Annotated in this window: 20 protein-coding genes and 1 pseudogene; 9 read left to right on the plus strand and 12 right to left on the minus strand. The window is 69.5% G+C overall.

The annotated features are described in order from the left end of the window. Positions 1-1,185, minus strand: coding sequence for a hypothetical protein (locus tag BLR46_RS08030; protein ID WP_143008249.1), 1,185 nt, complete (start codon positions 1,183-1,185; stop codon positions 1-3). Between the two features lie 320 nt (positions 1,186-1,505). Here BLR46_RS08030 and BLR46_RS08035 point away from each other — a divergent pair, with 320 nt between their 5' ends. Next, positions 1,506-2,615: a thermonuclease family protein gene (locus BLR46_RS08035; RefSeq protein ID WP_176761711.1), complete on the plus strand. Its 1,110-nt coding sequence runs from the start codon at positions 1,506-1,508 to the stop codon at positions 2,613-2,615. A 115-nt stretch (positions 2,616-2,730) separates the two neighbouring features. Continuing rightward, positions 2,731-4,038 (plus strand): thermonuclease family protein, encoded by a 1,308-nt coding sequence (locus BLR46_RS08040; RefSeq protein ID WP_093250871.1) that lies wholly within the window; start codon positions 2,731-2,733, stop codon positions 4,036-4,038. A gap of 114 nt (positions 4,039-4,152) precedes the next feature. Here the strand turns inward: BLR46_RS08040 and BLR46_RS08045 are convergent, their stop codons facing one another. Then, complete coding sequence (locus BLR46_RS08045) at positions 4,153-6,123, minus strand: acyl-CoA dehydrogenase family protein (RefSeq protein ID WP_093250872.1); 1,971 nt, start codon at positions 6,121-6,123, stop codon at positions 4,153-4,155. Further along, positions 6,124-6,744, minus strand: coding sequence for a TetR/AcrR family transcriptional regulator (locus BLR46_RS08050; RefSeq protein ID WP_093250875.1), 621 nt, complete (start codon positions 6,742-6,744; stop codon positions 6,124-6,126). 77 nt (positions 6,745-6,821) lie between these two features. On the opposite strand from BLR46_RS08050, the gene BLR46_RS08055 reads away from it, so the two are divergent. From BLR46_RS08055 to purB, 4 genes are all read left to right on the plus strand, one after another. Then, entirely contained in the window at positions 6,822-8,063 is a 1,242-nt protein-coding gene (locus BLR46_RS08055; protein WP_093250876.1) for an acetyl-CoA C-acetyltransferase, read from the plus strand. After that, on the plus strand, positions 8,063-9,454 hold the full coding sequence (locus BLR46_RS08060; protein ID WP_093250877.1) for a 3-oxoacyl-ACP reductase: 1,392 nt from the start codon (positions 8,063-8,065) through the stop codon (positions 9,452-9,454). The genes BLR46_RS08055 and BLR46_RS08060 overlap by 1 nt, the downstream gene beginning before the upstream one ends. Then, complete coding sequence (locus tag BLR46_RS08065; protein ID WP_093250879.1) at positions 9,454-10,299, plus strand: MaoC/PaaZ C-terminal domain-containing protein; 846 nt, start codon at positions 9,454-9,456, stop codon at positions 10,297-10,299. The genes BLR46_RS08060 and BLR46_RS08065 overlap by 1 nt, the downstream gene beginning before the upstream one ends. A gap of 105 nt (positions 10,300-10,404) precedes the next feature. Continuing rightward, the gene (gene purB / locus BLR46_RS08070) at positions 10,405-11,835 is read left to right on the plus strand and encodes an adenylosuccinate lyase (protein ID WP_093250882.1); all 1,431 of its coding nucleotides are present in this window, start codon (positions 10,405-10,407) and stop codon (positions 11,833-11,835) included. Between the two features lie 83 nt (positions 11,836-11,918). Here purB and BLR46_RS08075 read toward each other — a convergent pair whose 3' ends face one another. From BLR46_RS08075 to BLR46_RS08090, 4 genes are all read right to left on the minus strand, one after another. Beyond that, complete coding sequence (locus tag BLR46_RS08075; protein WP_245701601.1) at positions 11,919-13,043, minus strand: ABC transporter permease; 1,125 nt, start codon at positions 13,041-13,043, stop codon at positions 11,919-11,921. Continuing rightward, positions 13,040-13,924, minus strand: a complete 885-nt coding sequence (locus BLR46_RS08080; protein ID WP_093250884.1) for an ABC transporter ATP-binding protein — start codon at positions 13,922-13,924, stop codon at positions 13,040-13,042. The genes BLR46_RS08075 and BLR46_RS08080 overlap by 4 nt, the downstream gene beginning before the upstream one ends. Positions 13,925-14,001: 77 nt before the next feature. Then, the gene (locus BLR46_RS08085; protein WP_093250887.1) at positions 14,002-14,658 is read right to left on the minus strand and encodes a response regulator; all 657 of its coding nucleotides are present in this window, start codon (positions 14,656-14,658) and stop codon (positions 14,002-14,004) included. Continuing rightward, entirely contained in the window at positions 14,655-15,878 is a 1,224-nt protein-coding gene (locus BLR46_RS08090; RefSeq protein ID WP_143008250.1) for a sensor histidine kinase, read from the minus strand. Before BLR46_RS08090 ends, BLR46_RS08085 begins: the two co-directional genes overlap by 4 nt. Before the next feature lie 60 nt (positions 15,879-15,938). Here BLR46_RS08090 and BLR46_RS08095 point away from each other — a divergent pair, with 60 nt between their 5' ends. Both BLR46_RS08095 and BLR46_RS08100 read left to right on the plus strand, forming a co-directional pair. Then, positions 15,939-17,138: an MFS transporter gene (locus BLR46_RS08095; protein ID WP_218118402.1), complete on the plus strand. Its 1,200-nt coding sequence runs from the start codon at positions 15,939-15,941 to the stop codon at positions 17,136-17,138. Positions 17,139-17,275: 137 nt separating this feature from the next. Continuing rightward, positions 17,276-18,106, plus strand: a complete 831-nt coding sequence (locus tag BLR46_RS08100; protein WP_093250892.1) for an endonuclease domain-containing protein — start codon at positions 17,276-17,278, stop codon at positions 18,104-18,106. Here BLR46_RS08100 and BLR46_RS08105 read toward each other — a convergent pair. Then, on the minus strand, positions 18,093-18,725 hold the full coding sequence (locus tag BLR46_RS08105; RefSeq protein ID WP_093250906.1) for a DUF1707 SHOCT-like domain-containing protein: 633 nt from the start codon (positions 18,723-18,725) through the stop codon (positions 18,093-18,095). The two genes, BLR46_RS08100 and BLR46_RS08105, sit on opposite strands and share 14 nt — an antisense overlap. Before the next feature lie 29 nt (positions 18,726-18,754). Here BLR46_RS08105 and BLR46_RS08110 point away from each other — a divergent pair. Next, positions 18,755-19,612, plus strand: a pseudogene (locus BLR46_RS08110) (phosphoribosylaminoimidazolesuccinocarboxamide synthase); the annotation flags it as partial. Between the two features lie 18 nt (positions 19,613-19,630). Here the strand turns inward: BLR46_RS08110 and BLR46_RS08115 are convergent. From BLR46_RS08115 to BLR46_RS08130, 4 genes are read right to left on the minus strand one after another with little or no spacing between them, the layout of a single operon-like run. After that, the gene (locus BLR46_RS08115) at positions 19,631-20,923 is read right to left on the minus strand and encodes a D-serine ammonia-lyase (protein ID WP_093250910.1); all 1,293 of its coding nucleotides are present in this window, start codon (positions 20,921-20,923) and stop codon (positions 19,631-19,633) included. A gap of 15 nt (positions 20,924-20,938) precedes the next feature. Then, positions 20,939-22,111: a carbohydrate kinase family protein gene (locus BLR46_RS08120; RefSeq protein WP_093250911.1), complete on the minus strand. Its 1,173-nt coding sequence runs from the start codon at positions 22,109-22,111 to the stop codon at positions 20,939-20,941. After that, a complete protein-coding gene (locus BLR46_RS08125; protein ID WP_093250913.1) occupies positions 22,108-22,917 on the minus strand; it encodes a carbohydrate ABC transporter permease in 810 nt (269 codons plus the stop codon). Before BLR46_RS08125 ends, BLR46_RS08120 begins: the two co-directional genes overlap by 4 nt. Next, complete coding sequence (locus BLR46_RS08130; protein WP_093250914.1) at positions 22,914-23,783, minus strand: carbohydrate ABC transporter permease; 870 nt, start codon at positions 23,781-23,783, stop codon at positions 22,914-22,916. The genes BLR46_RS08125 and BLR46_RS08130 overlap by 4 nt, the downstream gene beginning before the upstream one ends. Positions 23,784-23,801 lie beyond the last annotated feature (18 nt).

Genomic DNA, 23,801 nt, shown 5'->3' on the forward strand with positions numbered 1-23,801 from the left:
CTACTTCGAGTAGCTGCCGGCTCCGCGCGGGTCGGGTGCCCGACGCAGCCGCAGCGACTCGAGTGCCAGCGCCACGGTCCCGAGGTGCGCGTCGGAGGGTCCGTAGCGACGGCGGTGCAGCTCCACGCTGAGCAGGGCACGGTGCGGGAAGAGCTGCGGATCGATCTGCTGGAGCAGCAACTCCTCGGTCCACTGGTCGACGGTCCGGACGCACTCGTCAAACGACGACGCGACGAGTTCCTCCGCCTCGAAGTTGTGGCGCAACGTCAGCAGGTAGTACAGCTGTCCGGTGTGCATGCCGGCGTCCCGTACGCGCTCGAGGGCGTCGGTGAAGCCGCGGCTGCGGTCGGCCCTGGTGTCGTGCGGCGTGAGGGCGCCCCACACCACCCGGGTCCACGCGTACACGTCGACCTCCAGCTCCGCGTCGAACTCGCGCACGAACATCGGCATCGCGTCGAGGCGGGGGAACTGCGCTGCGAGGATGCGCTGGAGCGCGGTGTCGCGGGCGAGTATGTCGAAGGAGAAGCGACGGAGGTAGCGGGCATTGTGCAGCGCGGTGAACAGGGCCGACTTCGGCCGCTCCGCCTCCGGCCAGGCCTTCGCCCAGATCTTGAACAACTGCAGTTCGGGGACCACCATCGGGGTCCAACGTTGCCGCTCGTCCTGCTGGGCGCTCAGCCGCTGCCACTGGAGGTGGATCAGCGACGGGCAGCCCTTCAGCTCGTCGGAGAAGTTGGCGCCCTCGGGCAGGGTCCTGGCGATCTCCGCCTGTTCGTTGCGGGAGAACCGGATGTGCCGCTCGTCGAGGATGACGACGTCGGCCGGTGCGTCCTCGTCGAAGAGGGGAGTGTCGATACTGGCGACGAGGAACCGCTGCGTCGGGTGGCTGCGGGCGAAGGCGAGCAGCCGGCCCCACAGCGGGTCGGTGGCGGAGGCGAGCACGTCGTCGACGAGGTAGACGGTCTCCTGCCGGACCGTGCCGCGCTCGAGGACCGCGGTCAGCGAGTCGCGGTCGCGGATCCAGCGCCGCTGGAGGTGTGTCGCGTGGGAGGCGAGCCACTCGTCGCACTGCTGCAGGAGTGTGGTCCGGCCCCAGCCGGGGAACGCCGCCAACACGGTCAGCGCCGGCAGGTTGCCCCACAATTCATTGAAGCGAGCGCGCGCCAATAGCGTCGTACGGTACATGTTCCCCAGTCCCCAGGTCTTTCTGAAAAGTTGCGACTCATGATCGGCGGGGTCCGTACGAGGACCACTCACTGAGTCGGGACGAGCTTAGCCTTACCTTTACTGCCGCGAGGAAGCGGGTTGACATAAGAGATGGCGGCATACGGCCTACCCGCTTAACTCCTAGTCACCTACGTCGCACGGCATGCAGTAGCAAACGTCGCCAAGATGAACGACCGTGCAGCGGAGCGGTATCTTGACCGTTCGCGCTAGGAGAGGAAGTCGCCGACGTGGGCGCTACAGCCAGTACATCGATTGCGGGGATATTTGGGTCGCTAGTCGTGGGGTTCACCCTCGCGGCGGCTGCCTCGGCCAGCATTTGGAGTGACAACAGGGGAGTGGTGGAGCGGGTCGTCGACGGGGACACCCTAATCGCAAGCGTTGCCGGGGAGCCGATCACGATCCGGTTGCTCAACATCGACACGCCCGAAACCAAGCACCCCGACTTGCCCGTGCAATGCCTCGGTGACGAGGCCACGGAGTGGCTGGCGATGAGGCTTCCGCAAGGCAGCAAAATCGCCATCGAGTACGACAAGCAGCGGACCGATCACTATGGACGCACGCTAGCGGGCGTCTTCGAGGACGGAGCCCTAGTGAACGCGGAGATCGCAGGCCAAGGATTGGGGGTGCCGGCGTACTACGCTCCGAACGATCGCTTCCTTTCGGACGTTGAGGCTGCTTACGAGGAGGCCAAGAAGGCTGGGGTCGGTCTGTTCGACCCGAGTCTCAAGTGCACACTGTCGGGTCAGGTGAGCCACGCCTCGACCACTGCCGCGTCGGTCGCTACCGCATACGAGGAAGGTATGTCACTTGAAGGAGAAGCCTCGAAGGTCGCGGCCGTCGCCGCCACGGCAGCGCTATTGCGCAATGGAGCCTTGGATCGCCTGGGAAATGCAATCTTGAGCGCGGACGCTGCGTTGATTGCGGCGGCTGAGCGCAGTCTTGACTCGGCACACGAACTGGCGAGGACTTCATACGAGAGGCTGACTCAATCGGAGGCGGAGTATCGGGCCGCCAAGGAGGCTGCCGAACGGGCTGAGGCTGAGCGCATCGAACGTGAACGAATCGCCCGAGAACAACGTGAAGCCGCGGAGAGGGCAGAGAAGGAGCGGATCGAGCGCGAGGCGCGCGAGGCGGCCGAGAGGGCTGAGCAGGAACGACGGGAGGCTCGGGAACGGGAGGCCCGGGCGGAGCGGGAGCGGCTTCAGCAGGCAGAGAGAGAGCGTGCCCGCGCACGGGAGCGCGATGTCCAGGTCACCCCCAAGAAGACTGCGACTAAGTCTCGCAAGTGTGTGCCATACGGGCCCGAGATCCCCTACTCCAAGGCGGGTGGATACACGGGGAAGCGATACGGCATGCCAGGCGGCAAGACGTTCAGAAAGTGTTCGTGACTTGAGCGTCCCATTCCGCAGGGGAGGTGGGGCGAACACCCTTGTCACTTGCCACTAGGAATATTGTGGAACGTCGCGATATATTGTCCCTGCAACTGCTATAGGGGGTCCGTCCATGGGAGCTTCAGCTCAAGGCATCGCCGCCGTGGTGTCGGGTTCCCTGCTGGTCGGGGTCGGGATGGCCGCCTACGGCTACCTGGGTTCGCTGGATCGCGAGGGCGTGGTCGAGCGGGTAGTAGACGGTGACACCATCGTCGTGCGGGTGGCGGGCGAGACCCGGACCATCGGACTGCTCAACGTCGCCGCTCCGGAGATCGTCGAGGCATCTGCCGAGCCGCAGTGCATGGCGACGGAGGCTGCGGTATGGCTGGAGGAACGGCTGCCCGCCGGCACCAGCGTCGAACTCCGATACGCCCGGGAGCTGATCGACACCGACGGCCGCACTCTCGCGGGCGTGTTCGCTGACGGCGCCCTGGTCAATGCGGAGCTCACTGCCGCCGGACTGGGCGTTCCGGTCTACTCGGCCGACGGGAACCGGTACTGGCCGGAGGCGCAGGCCGGATTCGAGAATGCCCAGCTGCGCCAGTCGGGTCTGTTCGACCCCAGCATCGACTGCACGCTGCCTGCCCGACTCTCCGACGCGGTGAGCGCGGCCGAGTCGATCCCCGCGGAGTACGCCACCGGGATCTCGCTCGACGACGCGGCCGCCAAGGTCGCCGACGTCGCCTCCACCGCGACCGCGCTGAAGAATGGCGACCTCGAAAGGCTCGGCGCCGCGGTCTTCAAGGACCAAGCGGACCTCATCGCCGCAGCGACGGAGGCGGCCGACGCGGCCCACATGCTGGCCAGCGCCTCCTACAACTCTCTCCTCGCCTCTGCCGAGGGCACCGACTCCCTGCGGCCATCCGTCGGGCAGGACGAGGCCGAGCGCGGCGAGCGGCGGCAAGCCGAAGAACCGGGCGCTGGTCTGGAGGCCGCTCCGGCGACCCCCCAACGCTTCGCACCTGCCGGGTCGGCGTCGGAATCGTTCGAGGCGGTCGCGGCGCCCGAGGCGGGTGGCGCCGCCGAGCGAAAGCCCGAACCCACGCGCGGCCTCGAGCGCGCCGCCGAGGTGAAGCGGGGGACCGCCGCCCCGTCGAACAAGCCCACCGAGACGACGCCGGCTCCGGCGGCCGCTGAGGAGACCGAGCGGGTCGCTGCTCCAGCGAAGCCGACGACGCCTCCCGGCCTCCAGCGGGCCGCCGAGGTGACGACCGAACCCGTGGTGACCGAGAACCGGAAGCCCGCCACCCCTCCGGGCCTGGAGCGGGCCGCCGAGGTCGCCCTGCGGGGTGCCGACCAGTCGGAGCGCAAGGTCGCGCCCGGCCAGCAGAAGGACAAGTCCGCGGCACCGTCAAAGGGCCCCCGGGCCTCGACTCGCTGACGCTCGCTCGACCACCGTTCTCTGGGCGGGCTCGACCACCTGCGGTACACGGTTTCGTGGTTTCGACCACGCCGCAGGACTTCGTCCGGCGGCGGCTCAACCATCTGGAGAGGGCTAGGCGATGGTGGAGTTCAGCCACTTCCTCGGGACGCCGAGGCCCTCGACCAGCTCCAGGGACTTGTCGGCGAGCTCATGGCAGAGCTTGTCGACCGCCGCGGTGACGGACTTCGAGCGCCGGCCGTCGAAGACGTTGTGCTCCATGTACCAGGCGCGGTGCTCCTCGATCGTCGCGAGCGCGTAGAGGTCGCAGACCCGGACGAGGATGGCGCGGATGTAGTCGTCGGTGCACTCCTCGATGCCCTCGATGAACGCCTCCAGCACCACCCGGTCCATGTGCGCCCGGGCGGCGGCCACCATGTGGGTCTGGGTGGCGTTGATCGCGTCGAACTGCGTCTCCGGCGACTCCTTGCCGGCGGCGCGCATCCGCTGGGCCAGCCCCTCGACGATGTGCTTCTCGCGGAAGTCGAACGTCTGGATGTGCCAGCCGCGGGCGAGCAGCTGCTCCTCCTCCGACTTGCCGCGCGCGGCCTTGATGAGCCGCTCGATGGGCGCCCGGGCGGTCGTGCGCTCCAGGATGGCGCTGCCCACCATGGCGGCGGTCTTCTGGGCCGTGTCGCGCAGGTTGAGGTCGCCCCACGTCGCCTTGTAGTCCAGCAGCAGCGCCTTCGCGACGAGGAGCGCGAGCGCGGTGTTGTCGCCCTCGAACGTGGCGAAGATGTCCACGTCCTGCCTCGTCAGCGTGATGCCGTTCTCGCTCATGTAGCCGGCGCCGCCGCACGCCTCGCGGCACACCTGGACCGTGTCGTTGGCCCAGCGGGTCTGCAGCAGCTTCATGCCGGCCGCGCGCGTCTCGAGCTCCCGGGAGGACGTGGTGTTGCGGTGGTCCTCGTCGGTGACGGCCTGCAGCTTCAGCGCCACCTCGTTCTGCGCGAACCCGTACGCGTAGGCGCGGGCGATGTTCGGCATCAGCTTGCGCTGGTGCAGCTGGTACTCCATCAGCGTGATCTCGTCGCCGAGGTTGGGGCGACGGAACTGCTTGCGTTCCAGCGCGTACCGGGTGGCGATCGACAGCGCCTTGCGCGTCGCCGACGCGGCCCCGCCGCCCACGCAGATGCGGCCGCGCACCAGCGTGCCGAGCATGGTGAAGAACCGGGCGGAGCGCTTCTCGATGGGGGAGTGGTACTGGCCCTCCTCGTCGACCCCGCCGAACTTGTCCAGCAGCATCAGCCGCGGCACGCGGACGTGGTCGAACAGGATGGTGCCGTTGTCGACGCCGTTCAGGCCGCCCTTGTGGCCGTGGTCGCCGGTGGTGACCCCGGGCAGGTCGCGGCCCGCCTCGTCGCGGATGGGGACGAGGATGACGTGCACGCCATGGTTGTCGCCGTCGACGATCAGCTGCCCGAACACCGCGGCCATGCGGCCGTCGCGGGCGGCGTTGCCGATGTAGCACTTCGCGGCGCGCGGGTGGGGGGAGTGGACCTCGAACTCCTGCGTCTCGGGGATCCAGGTGATCGTGGTCTCGAGGTTCTGCACGTCGGAGCCGTGGTCGAGCTCGGTCATGGCGAAGCACCCGGGGGTGTCGACGGTGACCGCGTCGCGGAGGAACGTCTCGTGGTGGTAGCGGGTGCCGAGGTTCATGATCGCTCCGCCGTACAGGCCGTGCTGGACGCCGGACTTGATGGTGAGCGACAGGTCGCCCATCGCGAGCATCTCGAAGTTCGCCACCGACTCCGCGAGCGTCCCCGAGCCGCCGAACTCCTTCGGGAACCCGGCCGTGACGAAGTCCAGCTTCGACAGCTCGATGACCTTCTCCAGCGCCCAGTCGCGCGCCTCCTCGACCGACATCCCGGGGTCGCGGGTCATGTGCTCGGCGCGCACCTCCCGGCGCCAGCGCTGCTTCGTCGCGTGGAAAGGGCCGTCGAGCGCGCGACGGAGCCCCTCGCCCGTGGCGGTGATGGACTCGTCGTCGGCGCGACGGGGGATGGCGTCAGCCGGCTCGGTGGGCCGGGCGATGGTGGTGGTCATCTACTTGCTCCTTTGCGCGTCGAAGGCCGGCGCGAATAGTTGGTCGATGTAGCCCACGACGTCCGCCCTCGGGCGCCGGAGCTTGGTGAGGATCCAACGGTCGGCGGTGGCCCACGTGAAGCCGACGACGCCGTGGCCCCAGATGTTGGCCGGCTCCTCGTCGAGCCCCTGCGCCCGCAGCCAGTGGCGGAACAGGTCGGAGACCTGGTTGCCGATGCGGGTGGTGATGCTGAGCACGGGGTCGTCGACGGGGGTGTCGCCGGGCGGGCGGGTGATCACGAACTGGTAGATCTCCGGGTCCTTCTCCACGAGCGTGAGGTAGGTGTCCGCGAGTTGGCGGACGAGCTCGCGCGGGTCGACGTCGCCCGACCCCTCGAGGCCGAGGGAGTTCCAGATGAAGTCGTTCACCCAGTCGACGACCGCCTGGTACAACCCCGCCCGGTCACGGAAGTGCCGGTAGATCACCGGCTTCGACGTGCCCGCCTCGGCCGCGATGTCATCCATCCCGACCCCCGGCCCGTGCTTCCGGATCGCCCGCAACGCTGAGGCGACCAGCTCACGCCGCCGCTCGGCGTTGTGCGCGTGCCAGCGGGTGGCGCGGCCGTCCGTTGTGGTTTCCATGACCGACAGGGTATCGGATACGCGGAGTATCTGCTACCTTGAGTTTCGATAACTTTTTCTCCCGGGAGGAACCACCAATGACCCACACCGCCGTCGTAGTGGGAGGCAACCGCACCCCCTTCGCCAAGGCCGGCACCAAGTTCGCCGACGCCTCCGCCCAGGACCTCCTCACCGCCGCGATCGACGGGCTCGTCGCCCGCTTCGGGCTCGCGGGCGCGAAGGTCGACGAGGTGGTCGCCGGCGCCGTGCTCAAGCACACCCGCGACTTCAACCTCACCCGCGAGGCCGTGCTCGGCTCCGCGCTTTCCCCGAACTCACCCGCGTGCGACCTCCAGCAGGCCTGCGCCACCGGCCTCGAGGCCGTCATCTACACGAGCAACAAGATCCGGCTCGGGCAGGCGAAGGTCGCCATCGCGGGCGGCACCGACAGCGCGTCCGACGCCCCCGTCGTCGTCACCGAGGGCCTGCGCCGCGCGATGCTCAAGGCCAACCGGGCCCGCAGCCTCCCCGAGCGGCTGAAGGCGTTCGCCGCCGTCCGGCCCGCCGACCTCATGCCCGTCCCGCCTGCCGTCGTCGAACCCCGCACAGGGCTCAGCATGGGGGAGTCGCAGGCACTCACGACCAAGCGCTGGGAGATCAGCCGCGAGGACCAGGACCAGCTGTCCTACGACAGCCACCAGAACCTCGCCCGCGCCTGGGACGAGGGCTTCTTCGACGACCTCGTCACCGGCTACCGCGGCGTCGCCCGCGACACCGTCCTCCGCCCCGACACCACCCTCGAGAAGCTCGCCTCCCTCAAGACCGTGTTCGGCCGCGAGGGCGCGACGATGACCGCCGGCAACTCCACCGCCCTCACCGACGGCGCCGCGGTGGTGCTCGTCGCGGAGGAGTCCGTCGCCCGGGAGCGCAACTGGCCGGTGCTGGCGAAGGTGGTCGACGCGCAGGTCGCCGCCACCGACTACGTCACCGGCAACGAGGACCTCCTCCTCGCGCCCGCCCGCGCCATCCCCGAACTGCTGGAGCGCAACCAGCTCACGCTCGACGACTTCGAGCTGTTCGAGTTCCACGAGGCGTTCGCCAGCACCGTCCTCGCCACGCTCAAGGCGCTCGAGCAGAACGGCACCGGCACCGTCGACCGTTCCAAGCTCAACGTCGACGGCTCCTCCTTGGCCGCCGGCCACCCCTTCGCAGCCACCGGCGGGCGCATCGTCGCCAGCCTCGCCAAGCGACTCGGCCAGCGCGGCCCCGGCAAGAAGGGCCTCATCTCCATCTGCGCCGCCGGTGGGCAGGGCGCCGTCATGATCCTGGAGGCGATGTGATGAACATCCTCGAAAGCATGTACAACTCCCCGGTCGGCAAGACCCTCGCCCGCAAGGCCGGGCTCACCGACCCGCCGAAGCTGCGCCGCGGCCGCGTCATGCCGACGGGTCCGGTGCTGCTGGGCGAGCTGCCCGGCAGCGACGGGGTCGCCCGCGTCACGCTCGGCCTGCTCGGCATCACCCCCGGGGAGCCGATCGTCGACGTCGCCGAGAACCGGACCAAGGACGACAAGGGCCGCGACGTGCCCCGTCCCTACGCGGCCAAGCCCGGCGCGATCGTCGTCGACGCCACGGGCCTGCGCAAGCTCACCGACCTCGAGGGCATCCGCCAGGTGCTGCGTCCCGTCATGCGCGGGCTCGAGGGGTCCGGCCGCGTGATCATCCTCGCGAAGGACGCCAGCGCGGTCGAGGGGCTCGAGGCGCGCGCCGTGGCGCAGGCGATCGACGGCATCAACCGCACCGTCGGCAAGGAGCTCCGTGGGGGCGCGACGTCGAACCTCGTCTTCCTGCGCGAGGGCGTGAGCGCTGAGGACCTCGCGTCAACGCTCAGCTTCCTGCTCGAGGGCCGGTCCGCGTTCGTCAGCGGGCAGACATGGCGGGTGGGGAAGGCGAAGGTCGCCCACGAGCTCAGCGACAAGCCGTTCGAGGGGCGGATCGTCGTCGTCACCGGCGCCGCCCGCGGCATCGGCGCGGCGATCGCCCGCACGTTCGCCCGCGACGGGGCCAAGGTGGTGGCCGTCGACGTGCCGCAGTCGGGCGACTCGCTCGCGAAGGTCGCCAACGAGGTCGGCGGCTCCGCGCTGCAGCTGGACATCACCGTCGCCGACGCGGGGGAGCGGATCGCCGCCCACGTCGCCCACACGCACGGCAACGACGCGCGGATCTGGGCGCTGGTCAACAACGCCGGCATCACGCGCGACAAGATGCTCGCCAACCTCGACGAGGCGAAGTGGGCGCAGGTGATCGAAGTCAACCTCGCCGCCGAGATGCGCATCAACGACTACCTGCTGTCGCATGACGTGCCCGGTGGGTTCGGGGAGGAGGCCCGCATCGTCGGCATCGCCTCCACCTCTGGCTGGGCCGGCAACAAGGGGCAGGCCAACTACGCCGCCTCCAAGGCCGGCGTCATGGGCTACACGTGGGAGCTGAGCCGCCAGCTCGCGGACCGGCCCATCACCGCCAACGCCGTCGCGCCCGGCTTCATCGAGACCGCGCTGACCACCGCCATCCCGTTCGTGCAGCGCGAGATCTTCCGGCGCAGCAACTCGCTCAACCAGGGCGGCGACCCCGTCGACGTGGCTGAGACCCTCGCCTACCTGTGCGGGCCCGCCTCCGGCGGCGTCGACGGGCAGGTCATCCGCGTCTGCGGCCAGAACCTGGTGGGTGCCTGATGGGCCGCGACGTGAAGGTGCTGCAGACGTTGCCCGACGCGCGCCAGCTCATGCTCAAGGGCTTCCGCACGGCGATGAAGCGGCCCGACGTGTCCGCCGGCCTCCCCGACCGCAGCGTCATGGTGATGGACCACCGGCAGGACTTCGCCCGCGCCGCCGAGTACGCGCGCGCGTGCGGCTTCACGGTGCGCGACGACGTCCCCGCCACCTGGCTGCACGTGCAGACCTTCCCGCTCCAGATGTGGCTCATGGGCCAGCCCGACTTCCCGTTCTCGCTCGCCGGCCTCGTGCACGTGTCCAACGACATGACGTTGCACCGGCCCGTCCGCGCCGACGAGCGGCTGCGGCTCACCGTCGTGGCGGAGAACGTCCAACCCCACAAGCGGGGCGTGACGTTCGACCTGCAGGGGACCGTCCATGTCGGCGAGGAACTCGTCTGGGAGGGGACCAGCAACTACCTGTCGACCAAGGCCAAGCTGCCAGGGCAGGCCCCCGAGGCCGAGCGGCTGGAGATGCCGTCCGGGGAGCAGTCGCAGTTGTGGCGGCTCCCGGCGGACCTGGGCCGGCAGTACGCGAAGGTCTCCGGCGACTGGAACCCCATCCACCTCCACCCGCTGACCGCGCGGATCTTCGGCTTCCCCCGGCCGATCATCCACGGCATGTGGACCCACGCCCGGGCGCTCGCCGCCTTCGGCGGGTCGCTGCCGGAGCGCTACCGCGTGCAGGTGCAGTTCACCAAGCCGATCCTGCTGCCCGGGAAGGTGGGCTTCGTCGTCGACGGGGAGAAGTTCGCGGTGGTCGACAAGGAGGGCAAGCCCAAGCTGGTCGGTCGACTGGCTGGTTGAGCCAGCGAGATCTCGAAACATCGGTAGCTTCGCTCTCCCAGTTGGTTGAGCCAGCGAGCGAAGCGAGCGACGGTCGAAACCAGCGGGCGGCGATAACATGACCCCATGAGCGTCCCCAATGTGCTGGCCAACCGTTACGCCTCCGAGCAGATGCGCGCCATCTGGGCGCCGGAGGCGAAGGTGATCGCCGAGCGGAAGCTGTGGCTCACCGTCCTGCGCACCCAGCGCGACCTCGGCGTCGACTTCGGCGGCGCCGACCCCGACGCGGTGATCAGCGACTACGAGGAGTGCCTCCACGACGTCGACCTCGCCTCCATCGCCGACCGCGAGCGCGTCACCCGCCACGACGTGAAGGCGCGGATCGAGGAGTTCAACGCCCTCGCCGGTCACGAGCACGTCCACAAGGGCATGACCTCGCGCGACCTCACGGAGAACATCGAACAGCTCCAGGTGCTCGAGTCACTGGGCGTCATCCGCACCCGCGTGATCGCGACGCTCGCGCAGCTCACCCGGCTCGCCGCCGAGTACCGCTCCACCGCCCTCACGGGCCGCTCGCACAACGTCGCCGCCCAGATCACCACCCTCGGCAAGCGGTTCGCCACCGCCGCGGACGAGTTGCTCATCGCGCTCAGCCGCATCGACGAGCTGATCGCCCGCTACCCGGCGCGCGGCATCAAGGGCCCGGTCGGCACCGCCCAGGACATGCTCGACCTCGTCGGCGGCGACGCCGGCAAGCTCGCCCAGCTGGAGCAGCGCGTCGCCGACGACCTCGGCTTCGCCGCCGTCCTCACCTCCACGGGCCAGGTCTACCCCCGCAGCCTCGACTACGACGTGGTCACCGCGCTGGCGCAGGTCGCGGCCGCGCCGAGCAACGTCGCCACCACCATCCGCCTCATGGCCGGACACGAGCTCGTGACGGAGGGGTTCAAGGAGGGCCAGGTCGGCTCGTCGGCCATGCCCCACAAGATGAACACCCGCTCCTGCGAGCGCGTCAACGGGCTCGCGGTCGTGGTCCGTGGCTACGTGTCGATGGTCGGCGAACTCGCCGGAGACCAGTGGAACGAGGGCGACGTGTCCTGCTCCGTCGTGCGCCGCATCGCGCTGCCCGACGCGTTCTACGCGCTCGACGGGCTGTTCGAGACCTTCCTCACGGTCCTGCAGGACTTCGGCGCCTTCCCGGCCGTCATCGAGGCCGAACTCCAGCGCTACCTCCCGTTCCTCACCACCACCAAGGTGCTGATGGCGGCCGTCCGCAAGGGCGTCGGCCGCGAGACCGCGCACGAGGCGATCAAGGAGCACGCCGTCGCCGTCGCGCTGGAGATGCGCCAGGGGCTGCAGACCAACGACCTGCTCGACCGCCTCGCCGCCGACGAGCGGCTCCAGCTCAGCCGCGACGAGCTGGGCGGCCTGGTGTCGGCGCCGCTCGAGCTGGCGGGGACGGCGGAGGCGCAGGTCGACGCGCTCGTCGCGAAGGTGGGGGAGATCGTCGCGGCCGAGCCGGAGGCTGCCGCCTACCGACCCGGCCACGTGCTGTAGCGATCGATGGTTTCGACCGCGCCCCGGCTCGCTGTCGCTCGCGGGGCTGCTCAACCATCTAGGGGGACGGGCGGCTCAACCATCTAGGTGGTCGAGTTGAGCGCCTCGCGCCACTTCACCGGCTTGCCGGTGCGCAGCAGCGCGTTCTCGTAGACGCGGGCGGCGAACCATATGATCACCAGCGTGGTCGCGAACAGGATCCCGAGCGACAGCACCGGCTCCCACCACGCCTGCTCCCCGGTGAACACCCGCAGCGGCACCGCGACCGGCGCGGAGAACGGGATGTAGCTCATCACCTGCAGCGCGAGCGGGTTGTTGAACGCGAAGATGATCGCGAAGTACGGCAGCATCACCAGCCACATGATCGGCTGCTGCACGTTCGCCAGGTCCTCGGGCCGCGACACCAGCGCCGCGGCCGCCGCGTACAGCGACGCGATCATCACGAAGCCGACCAGGAACAGCGCCACGAACCACAGGATGGGCGCGGTGAGGTTCATGGTCGGGAGCTGGTCGCCGTTGATGGCCATGCCGAGGAACACCGTCGCGACGATCAACCCGATCTGCACCAGCGCCGCGAGCGAGTTGCCGACGATCTTGCCCGTTAGCAGCGACCGCGCCGACACCGTCGCCAACAGGATCTCGACGATGCGGGTCTGCTTCTCCTCGACCACAGAGTTGGCGATGCTCATGCCGAACGTGATCGCCGACATCATCCACACGATCCCGAAGCCCAGCGCGATCACGTAGAGCACGCCCGGGTCGGCGGCCTCGGTGTCGAGGATCTCCAGCGACGGGGCCACCGACAGCTTCTGCAGCCACTCCGTCGGCAGGTCGTCGAGCGTGTAGATCTTGACCCCGACGGGGTTCGTGGCGTCGGGCACGACGGCGACGTCCACCTCCTCGGCGAGCACCGCCTCGCGGGCGGCGGCATCGTCGGGCAGCACGGTGAGTTCCTCGTCGCCCCCGAGCGCGGCGACGACCTGCTCGGCCTCGCCGACGACGGCGACCGTGTCCGGGTTGCCGCCGAACAAGTCCTCCATGCGCGGCATCAGCACCATGACAAGCAGGATCACCAGCAGCGTGATGATGGTGGAGATGAGGAACGACTTCGACAGGATCCGCGCGCGGATCTCGCGCTGCGCGACGATACCGACCGAGCTCGAGAACGACGGGCGCGGGTTGATCTTGGGACGGTTGGCGGTGCTCACTGGGTGACCTCCTTGTAGATCTCGTGCAGCGAGCGCTGCACCGGACCGAAGCTCTTGACGGTGCCGCGGGACAGGGCGCCCGCGAGGATGTCGTTGGCCTCGCGCTCGGTTGGGGAGGCGAAGCGGACGTACCCGCCGTCGAAGTCCCGCACCTGGATGCCGGCCACGCCGCGGACCCAGCCGGCGTCGGCCGAGGAGACGAGCTCCCACTCGCCGGTGTTCCCGGCGGCCAGCAGCGCGTCGCGGGTGCCGTTGGCGCGGATCACGCCGTCGGAGATGATGACGAGCTCGTCGCAGAGCCGCTCGACGAGGTCGAGCTGGTGCGACGAGAACAGCACGGGCGCGCCGGTGGCCGCCACGTCGCGCAGGACGGCGACGGTGGCGTCGACGGCGGTCGGGTCCAGGCCCGAGAACGGCTCGTCGAGGATCAGCGCGGCGGGGCGGTGGACGAGGGCGGCGGCGATCTGCGCGCGCTGCTGGTTGCCGAGCGACAGCGACTCCAGCGTGTCCGTCGGCTTCCCGACGAGCCCCAACCGCTCCAGCAGCTCGAGGCTGCGCTGCCGCGCGTCGGCCGCGGTCATGCCGTGCAACTGCCCGAGGTAGACGAGCTGGTCGATGACCTTCATCTTCGGATAGAGGCCGCGCTCCTCGGGCATGTAGCCGATGTTGGCGCGGTAGTCCTTCGAGATCGGGTGACCGTCGACGAGCACCTTGCCCTCGTTGGCCGCGAGCACCCCGAGGATGATGCGCATCGTGGTGGTCTTGCCGGCGCCGTTGCCGCCGACGAAGCCCGTCATGAGGCCTGGTCTGATGTCGAAGCTGACGTCCTTCAGGACGTGTTTGTCACCGAAGAATCGGTGGACATTGCGCACGCTGATCATGGCACGAGCCTACGAACCGGACACCGGTCGGCGCCTCCCGCCGGAGGGGGATTTCCGCGCCTCCCCCGTGCGGGGGATCAGTGCCCGCCGGGGGAGACCAGCCCCTGCTCGTAGGCCCAGATCACCGCGTTGATGCGGTCCCGCAGCCCGAGCTTCATGAGGATGCTGGAGACGTGCGACTTCACCGTCTCCGCGCTCACGTACATCTCCACCGCGATCTCCGCGTTGCTCAGCCCCCGCGCCAGCCACAGCAGGGTTTCGCGCTCGCGCTCGGTGAGCGGGTCGGCCTGGGCGGTCGGGGCCGGCTCGGGCCGCGCGGCGGCGAAGCGGGAGATGACCCGTCGCGTCACCTGCGGGGCGAGCAGCGCGTCGCCGCGGCCGAGCACCTGGACCGCCTCGATGAGCTCCTCCGCCTCCGCGGTCTTCAGCAGGAACCCCGACGCGCCCGCGCGCAGCGTCTCGAAGAGGAAGTCGTCGCGGTCGAACGTCGTCAGGATCAGCACCGACGCCGCGCTCCCGGCCGCGGTGAGCCGACGCGTCGCCTCGATCCCGTCCATGACGGGCATCTGCACGTCCATGCACACGACGTCCGGCTCCAGCTCCAGCGCGAGCCGCACACCTTCGTCGCCGTTGGCCGCCTGTCCCACGACCTCGATGCCCGGCTCCGTCTCCAGGATCGTGGAGAACCCGGTGCGGATGAGGGCCTGGTCGTCCACCAGCAGCACCCGAGTCATGCCGCCTCCCCGGCGGGGACTGAGGCCCGCACCATGAACCCGCCCCGCGGCTTGGGTCCCGCTTCGAGCCGGCCGCCCACCGCGGTCACCCGCTCCCGCATGCCCTTCAAGCCGGTGCCCGTGCCGGGGACGAGGCTGGTGGTCGCGCGGCCGTCGTCGGACACCTCCAGCTCGACCGCCCCCTCCGCCGCCCGCAGCCGGAGGGCGACGCGCGCCGTCGGCCCCGCGTGCTTGCTGGCGTTGGTGAGCCCTTCCTGGGCCACCCGGTAGAGGGTGAGTTCGGCGGCGGGGGTGAGGTCGGGCAGGTCGCCGATGCGCTCGTAGGTGACGTTCTGGCCGTTGCGTTCGGCGGCGGCCACGAGGTCGTCCAGGTCCGCGAGGGTGGGGAGCGATTCGCTGTCGGAGTCGGTGGCGCGGAGCGTCAGGACCATCGTGCGGAGGTCCTGCACGGCCGACCGGGCGCTCGCCTCCACCTGCCTCAGCGACTCCTCCGCGCGGTCTTGGTCGCGCCCGAGGAGCCGACGCGCGGCCGCTGCCTGCACCGACATCGCCGTGACATGGTGCGCGACGACGTCGTGCAACTCCCGCGCGATCCGCATCCGCTCGCCCTCCACCGCCGACTCCACGAGCTCCTGCTGGAGGACCGCGATGTCGGCCTGCGCCCGCTCAAGCTCGGTGCGCTCGACCCACTGCTGCCACGCGCGGTCGCCGAACACCCAGGCGCCCGCGAAGTAGGCGACGTTGATGCTGCCGCTGATCGCGAACAGGGCGAGCAACTGGGTGGCGGACATCGACGGCGGCGTGTAGCCGGGGATGTTCAGCCCGCCGAACATGCTCGCCACCAGCCACACGGCCATGACGACCGCGATCGTGGTGCGCACGATCAGGGCCCGGCCGCGGCGCGCCGACCATGCACCGATGCTGTAGAAGCCCAGGAAGAGCATCACCTGCGACGTGTAAAGGTCCATCCCGAGCGTGTACGGCACGACGATGTAGACCGCGGCCTGGACCGTCGCGGCGACCAGCGGGAAGCGACGGCGGACCGCCAAGGGCGCGGCGACGAGGAACGTGCCGAGCACCTGCAAGCCGGGGTGCGTCTCGTAGAACGGCACCCCAGCGGCCGCGGCCAGCAGCACCATCGCAGAACCCACCGCAGCCAAGGCGAGCGCCACCAGGGAATCGGTGCGGAGCCAGCGCGGGGGCAACGGACGTTCGGGCATGTGGTCGATGCTATCGACCACTTGATGAGTTCCCGCGGGGTTGGTGCCACAATGGGCCGAGTGACTGACAAGCTGCCGCCAACCGTATGGGTACTCATCTCGGCGGCCTTCGTCATCGCCATGGGCTACGGCCTGATCGCGCCCGTGCTGCCGCTGTTCGCGCAGGACATGGCCGCGGACGTGTTCCCCGATGCCGAGATCACCGCGACCACCGTGGTGGTGAGCGCCTTCGCCGTCTTCCGGCTGCTGTGGGCGACCCCGGCGGGGTCCCTCGTCTCCCGGCTGGGGGAGAAGAACATCTACATCACCGGCGTGCTCGTCGTGGGCGCCTCCACCGCGCTCACCGCCTTCGCCGAGAACTACTGGCAGCTGCTGGTCTTCCGCTCGCTGGGCGGGGTCGGCTCCGTGATGTTCACGGTGGCGGCGATGGGGCTGCTGATCAAGATCTCCCCGCGCCACATGCGGGGGCGGATCTCGGCGCTCTACGGGGCGATGTTCCTGATCGGCAACATGGTCGGCCCGGTGCTCGGCGGCGTACTCGCCGGCTTCGGCTACCGGGTGCCGTTCCTCTTCTACGCGTTCTCGCTCCTGGTCGCGGCCGTCGTGATGGCGGTGTGGATGCCGTCGTTCAGCCCGGGCAAGGGCGGCAAACACAGCGCCATCGCTCCGATGGGTCTGCGCGAGGCGTTCCGGGACCGCGCCTACGTCGCAAACCTGCCTGGGCTCCTCGCCCACGGCTGGACCAACTTCGGGGTCCGCGTTTCGCTCGTGCCGCTGTTCGTCGCGTTCGCGGTGTCGCGCGAGGCGTGGGTCGCGGGCGCGGCGATGGCGGTGTTCGCGGTGGGCAACGCGCTGGCGCTGCCGTTCAGCTCCCGGTTCGCCGACCGCGGCGGCCGCAAGCCCATGATCGTGCTCGGCGCGATCGTGGCGGGCGTGTTCACGGCTGTGCTCGGCTTCGCCACCGGGTACGTCGCGGTCTTCCTCCTCTGCCTCCTCGCGGGCATCGGCACGGGCATGTTCAACCCCGCCGCGCAGGCGGTGGTCGCGGACGTGGTCGGGCACGAGCGCCCGGCCGGCAAGGTCATCGCCTCCACACAGATGATCACCGACATCGGCTCCATCGTCGGCCCCATGGCCATGGGCCTGGTCGTGGACCTCACCAACTACGGCATCGCCTTCCTGATCAGCGGCCTGATCCTCATCTTCGGCGCCGTGGCCTGGATCGGTACCCCCGACACCATCGATCGCACCCGGGACTGAGCCGGGGTTTACAGAAAACTCATTTGCTAGGCGATCTCGACGCTTGGGCTGAGCGTCGAGATCGCCTAGCAAATGAGTTTTCTGTAATCGGGCTGTGGATTGCGGACGCGGAGCGCCGTTCGTGACCTGAGTGGGGCATGGATCCCTTCGCTGATTCCCCGCTCGTCGCCGTCCGCGACTTTCCTCATCAGGCCGCCTCGCTCTACTACCGCCGACGACGCGGTGAACTCTGGTCACCCCTGCCCGGCGTCCTGGCCCTTGCGGAAGCGGAGGACTGTTGGGATCTTCGGCTGGCGAGCGCCCGGCTGTGGGCGCCCAATCTCGTGATCTGCGGCGCGGCGGCCGCGAAGCTGTTGTGGTGGCCGGAACTGGAACCCGAGCAGATCGACCTCTGCGGCGGTCAGCGGAAGGCACCGGTGCCGTGGCTCAACGTCTCCCAAGCCCCGGTGCCCAAGGACCTGATGCACGTCATGGAGGAGGCCAAAGTCGCCGTACCCGCGCTGTCAGCCATCCAGACCGCCCGCGTCCTTGGCGGAATCGCGATCGACGAGGCCCTCCGGCGCCGAGCGGCGACTCTGCAGCAGATGAACGAAGCGCTGGACGCCACCCCTCGTCAGCCCGGCAACAAGTCCATCCGACGCCTGCTGCGGGAGTCGAGGAACGAGCCCTGGTCGCCGCTCGAGCGCGAGGCCCATGTGCGCCTGAACAAGGCGCGCATCGCTGGGTGGGTGACGAACCACAAGCTCCGGATCGGAGAACGCATCATGTATGTGGATGTCGCCCTTCCGCACTTCAAGCTCGCGATCGAACTGGACGGCTTCGAGATCCACTCCCGCAAGCAGACGTTCCACGACGATCGTGCGCGCCAGAACCTGCTCGTGCTGGCAGGCTGGACGGTCCTCCGCTACACGTGGGAGACGATCGACGACCTGGTGCCGCAGGTGCGTCGGTTCCTCAGCCCGCGGTGATGGCGCGCCGGTCCCACTTGCTGGGGTTGCGCACCTTCACCGTCATAGTGGTGCTGCCGCGCAGGATGATGCGGGGGTTGGGGCCGATCGGCCGGGTGGGGACCATCGAGTTGATCGAGCCCGAGGCGCCGGAGATGTTGAGCTGCTGCACGTCGACGCCCCAGCCGTCGGGTACGACGATCGTCACCGACGGGTTTCCGGTGATCACCACGTCGATCACCTTCGCGAGCGGGCGGGCATGGGTGCAGTCGAGCTTGACCGTGCCCCAGCCCGTGCCGAGCACCTCGAGGAACGGCGGCAGCTCCCACGCGCCCTCGAGCTTGTGGCCCGCCCAGCTCGACCGGATGAGCAGGGGGTTCTCCCAGCTCATTCCCGGCCCGTCGCCGAGGGCCACCTGCTCGGCCACCACGGCGGGGAGTTCCGCGGCCGGGACGAGGTCGTCGAGGATGCGGTAGAGGTCCTCGCGGGTGAAGGCATTGAGCGCGGTGGGGAGGCGGGCGTTCAGCTCCTCGACGGTGAGGCGCCCGTCTACGACCGCCTCGCGGAGGATGGCTGCGGCATGGTCGCGTTGCTGGGCGGTGACGCGTAGGCGTCCGTCGGGCAGGTCACGGAAGTCCACGACCGCAGGTTACCGCTTACGATGGCGGGGTGAGCCAGTACCAAGACCTCGGACTTCCCCTCCGCCACGCAGGCAAGGTGCGGGAGCTGTACGACATCGAGTTCGACGACGAGCCGCGCATCCTGATGGTGGCCACGGACAACATCTCGGCCTTCGACTACGTGCTCCCCACCCTGATCCCCGACAAGGGGGCGATCCTCACCCAGCTGAGCTCGTGGTGGTTCGAGCAGTTCGACGACGTGCCGAACCACATCGTCTCCACCGACGTGCCCGAACTCGTGCGGGGGAGGGCCGTCGTCGTCGAGGCGCTGGAGATGATCGAGGTCGAGTGCGTGGCACGCGGCTACCTCACCGGTTCCGGCTGGGCCGAGTACCAGACCTCGGGCACCGTCTGCGGCATCCCGCTCCCGGACGGCCTCCGCGACGGCGACCAGCTGCCCGAGCCGATCTTCACCCCCGCCATCAAGGCGAAGCTGGGCGAGCATGACGAGAACGTGGACTTCGCGACCATCGTCGCCCTCCACGGCGCCGACCTCGCCGAGCAGCTCCGCGACGCCACCCTCGACATCTACACGCGCGCCGCCACCATGGCCGCGCAGCGCGGCATCATCCTCGCCGACACGAAGTTCGAGTTCGGCCGCCGCCCTGGCCAGTCCGAGCTCGTCCTCGCCGACGAGGTCCTCACCCCGGACTCGTCGCGCTTCTGGGACGCCAAGCTGTGGCAGCCGGGGGAGTCGCTCCCGAGCTTCGACAAGCAGTTCGTCCGCGACTGGCTCGCCAAGGAGTCCGGCTGGGACAAGAATTCCGACGTGCCGCCCCCGCCCCTGCCGCCGGAGATCGTGAAAGCGACCCGCGCCCGCTACCTCGAGGCCTTCGAACGGCTCACCCTGCGCGCGCCGGTCACCTCACAGTAGGGCGCGACCCTTCTCGACGTACTCCGCCACCTCGTCGGCCGGCACCATGCTGCCGCCGGTGAGCCAGACGAGGTGGGTCGCGCCGGGGGCGAGTTGCTCGTCGGCGATCGGCCGCCACGGCCCCGGCAGCCCCGCCACCGCGGCGGGCTCCAGTGGGAGCCCCTCGGCGTCGTGCATGGTGGCGACGAGCCGGTACAGCTCCTCGTCGGCGACGGTGATGAACCCGTCGATCAGGTGCTGCATCGCCTTCCCGACGAATCCGGACGGCCGGCCCACGGCGAGTCCGTCGGCGGCGGTGACGTTGTCGAGCCCGAAGTCCTGCACGCTGACCTGGTCGTGCCGCCCGGTGTACACGCCGAGCAGCATCGACGGGGCGTGCGTCGGCTCCGCGAAGACCGCGTGCACGTCGTCGCCGAAGATGGTCTTCAGCCCGAACGTGACCCCGCCCGGCCCGCCCCCGACGCCGCACGGCAGGTACACGTACAGGGGGTGGTCGGCGTCGACCGTGATGTCGAGGTTCTGGAACTGGCCGGCCAGTCGCCTCGCCGCCACGGCGTAGCCGAGAAACAGGTGGCGGGAGGACTCGTCGTCGACGAAGTACGCGTTCGGCTCGGACTCCGTCCGCTCGCGCCCCTCCGCGACCGCCGTCGAGAAGTCGGAGTCGTACTCCACCACCTCGACCCCGTGCTCGCGCAGCTTCGCCTTCTTCCACTCCCGCGCGTCGGATGACATGTGCACCGTCGCCCGGAACCCCAGGCGCGCGCTCATGATGCCGATCGAAAGCGCGAGATTGCCGGTGGAACCCACCGCCACCTTGTGACGCCCGAACAGCTCGCGCGCCTCGGGGGAGTCGAGCCGCCGGTAGTCGTCGCCGACGCGCAGCAGGCCCGCCTCGAGTGCGATCGCCTCCGCGTGCTGCAGCACCTCGTAGATGCCGCCGCGGGCCTTGACGGAGCCGGCGATGGGCAGCTGGTTGTCGAGCTTCGCCCACAGCTGGCCGGGCAGTTCGCGCCCGTAGCGACGAGCCAGCGCGGCCCGCGCGTCGGGGATCGCCACCAGCGGCGACTCCAGGATCCCGGCGCTGCGACGGGTCTCGGGGAACACCTCGGCGAGGTACGGCGCGAAGCGCTTCAGTCGTGCCGCGGCCTCGTCGATGTCGGTGACGGTGAGCCCCACCTCCGGCAGGGCGTCAGCCGCGGGGCGCGTCGTCGGGTTGCGCCACGACGTCTCCCGCAGGGCCCGCAGCTCACTGATCAGTGGGTCGTCGGCCCATTCGTCGCGCATCGCAGCCTCCCGGGGTCAGAGGCTCCAGTCTTCCTCAGCGAGGCGGTGGCTGTCAGCCCCGAGGTCGGAATGCCCGGCGAACGTGCCCTGCGCCCGGCGCACGCCGTGCACCTGGTGCTTCGGCACGATGTGGTCCAGGAAGCTGTAGTCCTTGCGGATGAACTCGGCGCGCAGGTCGCCGCCCTCGGCGCGAGTCCGGGTGTCGCGCCACCAGTCGGAGATGTCGCCCCAGCCGGGTGCGGCGAGGGAGCCGCCGAACTGCTGCACCGCGAGCGACGAGCTCAGCGACGCGAATCGGAGCCGGTGCTCCAGCGGCCAGCCAGCGAGGGTGCCGAGCAGCACGGCGGAGGCGAACACGTCGCCGGCGCCGGTGGCGTCCACCGCCTCCACCGCGACGGACGGGCAGTAGGCCTCCTCGCCGGTGGTCTGGTCGATGGCGTACGAGCCGCCGATGCCGTCGGTGACGATCGCGAACGGCACGAGGTCGGCGAGCTTCCGCACGGCTCGGGCCGGCGACTCCGTGCGCGTGTAGCTCATGGCCTCCACCGAGTTGGGGGTGAAGGCGTGGCAGTACTGCAGCGGCACGAGATCGGCGGGGTCCCACTTGCCGGTCTCGTCGAAGCCGATGTCGGCGAACAGGATCGTGCCCCGTTCGCGGATGGTCCGCCACCACGACGTGTCGCTCGCCAGGTCGACGACGGCGGCCCGCGCCGCCGGCGCATTGAGGATGTAGCGGTCCAACTGCTCGGGCAGCGGGTGCCCGTGGGTGACCATGGCGCGGTCGCCCTCCACCGTCATCGCGACGGTGATGGCGGAGTGGAAGTTGCTGTAGCGGGGCGAGGAGCTGAGGTCGATGCGCTCCTGGTCCTTCAGCGTCTCCCACATCCAGTCGGCGTACGCGTCGTCGCCGAAGCCCGCGACCAGGCCGGTGCGCAGCCCGAGCCGGGCGAGCGCCGTCGCGAGGTTGGCGATGCCGCCCGGGCAGGAGCCCATGCCCTTGGCCCAGAGCTCCTCGCCCGGCTGCGCGAGCCGGGAGAGGCCGGTGAAGATGATGTCGAAGAACACCGGGCCGGTGGTGAGCACGTCGAGCGGCGGGTCGTCGGGCTTGCGCTGGTCGGCGAGGGGGTCCCAACTCCAACAGCGCTCGCAGCGGACGTCGTCGCCCTCGTCGTGGTCGTGCTCCTTCATTCCTTCGCTGCTCCTTCCAGCATGCCGCTGATGAAGTACCGCTGCATCAGCAGGAAGACCGCGACGATCGGCGCCGCGACGATGAGGCCCGCGGCGGCGATGAGCGCGCCGTCGGCGGTGTACTGGCCCTTGAAGACGGACAGCCCGAGGGGCGCGGTGCGCCAGGTGGCTCCCGGCGACATGACGAGCGGGATCAGGAACTCGTTCCACGTCCACATGAACATGAGCACCGTCACCGTCGCGATCGACGGGATCGCCGGGGGCACCATGATCCTCCACAGGGTGGTGAGGCCGCTGGTGCCGTCGATGGCGGCCGCCTCGACGAGGTTCGGGGGCATCGCGCGGAACTGCGCCCGCATCCAGAACGTGCCGAACGCGATCGACTGCGCGATCTGCGGCAACGCGATGGCCCAGATGGTGTCGGTCAGGCCCAGCGCGCGCATGTCGTAGAACAGCGGGATGATGATCGCCTCCGCCGGCACCATCATGCCGAACAGGAACACGTAGAACAGGAACGTGGAGCCGCGGAACCGCATCGTGCCGAACGCGTAGCCGGCGAGGATCGACAGCACCAGCGCCACCGGCACCACCAGCAGCGCCACCAGCAGCGAGCGCAGCAACGCGGGCCCGAAGGAACCCTGGTTCCAGGCGTCCACGATGTTGCCCCAGTGCGGGCCCGACTCGGCGACACCGAGCTGCGGGCCGAGCGCGGTCACCACGATCGTGATCACGGGGAAGAGCGCGAAGAGGGAGAACAGCGTCAGGACGACGTAGTTGAGCGCCTTCTCGCCTGCAGAGACCCTCATCGGGTCACCTTCCTTTCCTCACCGATCCGGGTCACGAAGATGTTGATCACGAAGACCAGCACCGTAAGCACGATCGCGACGGCCGACGCGGAGCCGACCTCCTTGAGCTGGAAGGCGCGGTTGTAGACCTCGTAGCTGGGGACCGTGGTCGCGGTGCCCGGGCCGCCGGAGGTGGTCATGTAGACCAGGTCGAACGTCTTGAGTGCGGCGATGATCGTCAACACCATGGAGGTCACTATCTCGCCCCTGACCGAGGGCAGCGTCACCGCGAAGAACTCGCTGATCGGGCCCGCCCCGTCGAGACGTGTGGCCTCGTAGAGGTCGTTGGGGATGCGGTTCATGCCGGCGAGCAGCAGCAGCATCACGAGGCCGGTCTCGAGCCAGAAGCCGATGATGCCGACGGCGGACAGCGCCAGTTCGGGCACACCCAGCCAGCCGGTGTCCGTCTCGATCCCGACCAGGCCGAGCAGTTGGTTCAGCGTGCCGTTGGGCGTGTAGATCTGTCGCCACGCCACGGCGACGACGACCAGCGCGATCACCTGCGGCAGGAAGATCAGGACCCGGTAGATGCCCATGCCCCGCACCTGGCCGCGACGGAGGGTCGCAGCGAGGACCAGCCCCACCAGCAGCGGCAGCACGGAGTAGAACAGGATCAGGTACAGCGCGTTCCCGATGGCCGTGATGAATCTGCCGTCCTCGAGCAGATCCGCATAGTTCTCGAACCCGACGAATGTCGACGGCCCGAACCCCGGCCAGTCGAACAGCGAGAACTGCGCCGTCCGAGCGACCGGGTACAGGAGGAACAAGCCGTAAACGAGGAACGCCGGGAGGAGGTAGAGGTACGGGGTGGTGCGATTCCGCACCACCGCCGATGGCCTCTCCTT

The organism is Tessaracoccus oleiagri (genome assembly GCF_900103275.1).
GTDB classification, from domain to species: domain Bacteria; phylum Actinomycetota; class Actinomycetes; order Propionibacteriales; family Propionibacteriaceae; genus Arachnia; species Arachnia oleiagri.

Bases quoted from the DNA above. Each gene is read 5' to 3' on its own strand.
- BLR46_RS08085 (WP_093250887.1), bottom strand. From the start codon at position 14,658: ATGACTCGGGTGCTGCTGGTGGACGACCAGGCCCTCATCCGCACCGGG.
- BLR46_RS08030 (WP_143008249.1), bottom strand. From the start codon at position 1,185: ATGTACCGTACGACGCTATTGGCGCGCGCTCGCTTCAATGAATTGTGG.
- BLR46_RS08080 (WP_093250884.1), bottom strand. From the start codon at position 13,924: ATGATCAGCGTGCGCAATGTCCACCGATTCTTCGGTGACAAACACGTC.
- BLR46_RS08125 (WP_093250913.1), bottom strand. From the start codon at position 22,917: ATGAGGGTCTCTGCAGGCGAGAAGGCGCTCAACTACGTCGTCCTGACG.
- BLR46_RS08040 (WP_093250871.1), top strand. From the start codon at position 2,731: ATGGGAGCTTCAGCTCAAGGCATCGCCGCCGTGGTGTCGGGTTCCCTG.
- BLR46_RS08100 (WP_093250892.1), top strand. From the start codon at position 17,276: ATGGATCCCTTCGCTGATTCCCCGCTCGTCGCCGTCCGCGACTTTCCT.
- BLR46_RS08050 (WP_093250875.1), bottom strand. From the start codon at position 6,744: ATGGAAACCACAACGGACGGCCGCGCCACCCGCTGGCACGCGCACAAC.
- BLR46_RS08120 (WP_093250911.1), bottom strand. From the start codon at position 22,111: ATGAAGGAGCACGACCACGACGAGGGCGACGACGTCCGCTGCGAGCGC.
- BLR46_RS08045 (WP_093250872.1), bottom strand. From the start codon at position 6,123: ATGACCACCACCATCGCCCGGCCCACCGAGCCGGCTGACGCCATCCCC.
- BLR46_RS08065 (WP_093250879.1), top strand. From the start codon at position 9,454: ATGGGCCGCGACGTGAAGGTGCTGCAGACGTTGCCCGACGCGCGCCAG.
- BLR46_RS08055 (WP_093250876.1), top strand. From the start codon at position 6,822: ATGACCCACACCGCCGTCGTAGTGGGAGGCAACCGCACCCCCTTCGCC.
- BLR46_RS08115 (WP_093250910.1), bottom strand. From the start codon at position 20,923: ATGCGCGACGAATGGGCCGACGACCCACTGATCAGTGAGCTGCGGGCC.
- BLR46_RS08060 (WP_093250877.1), top strand. From the start codon at position 8,063: ATGAACATCCTCGAAAGCATGTACAACTCCCCGGTCGGCAAGACCCTC.
- BLR46_RS08090 (WP_143008250.1), bottom strand. From the start codon at position 15,878: ATGCCCGAACGTCCGTTGCCCCCGCGCTGGCTCCGCACCGATTCCCTG.
- purB (WP_093250882.1), top strand. From the start codon at position 10,405: ATGAGCGTCCCCAATGTGCTGGCCAACCGTTACGCCTCCGAGCAGATG.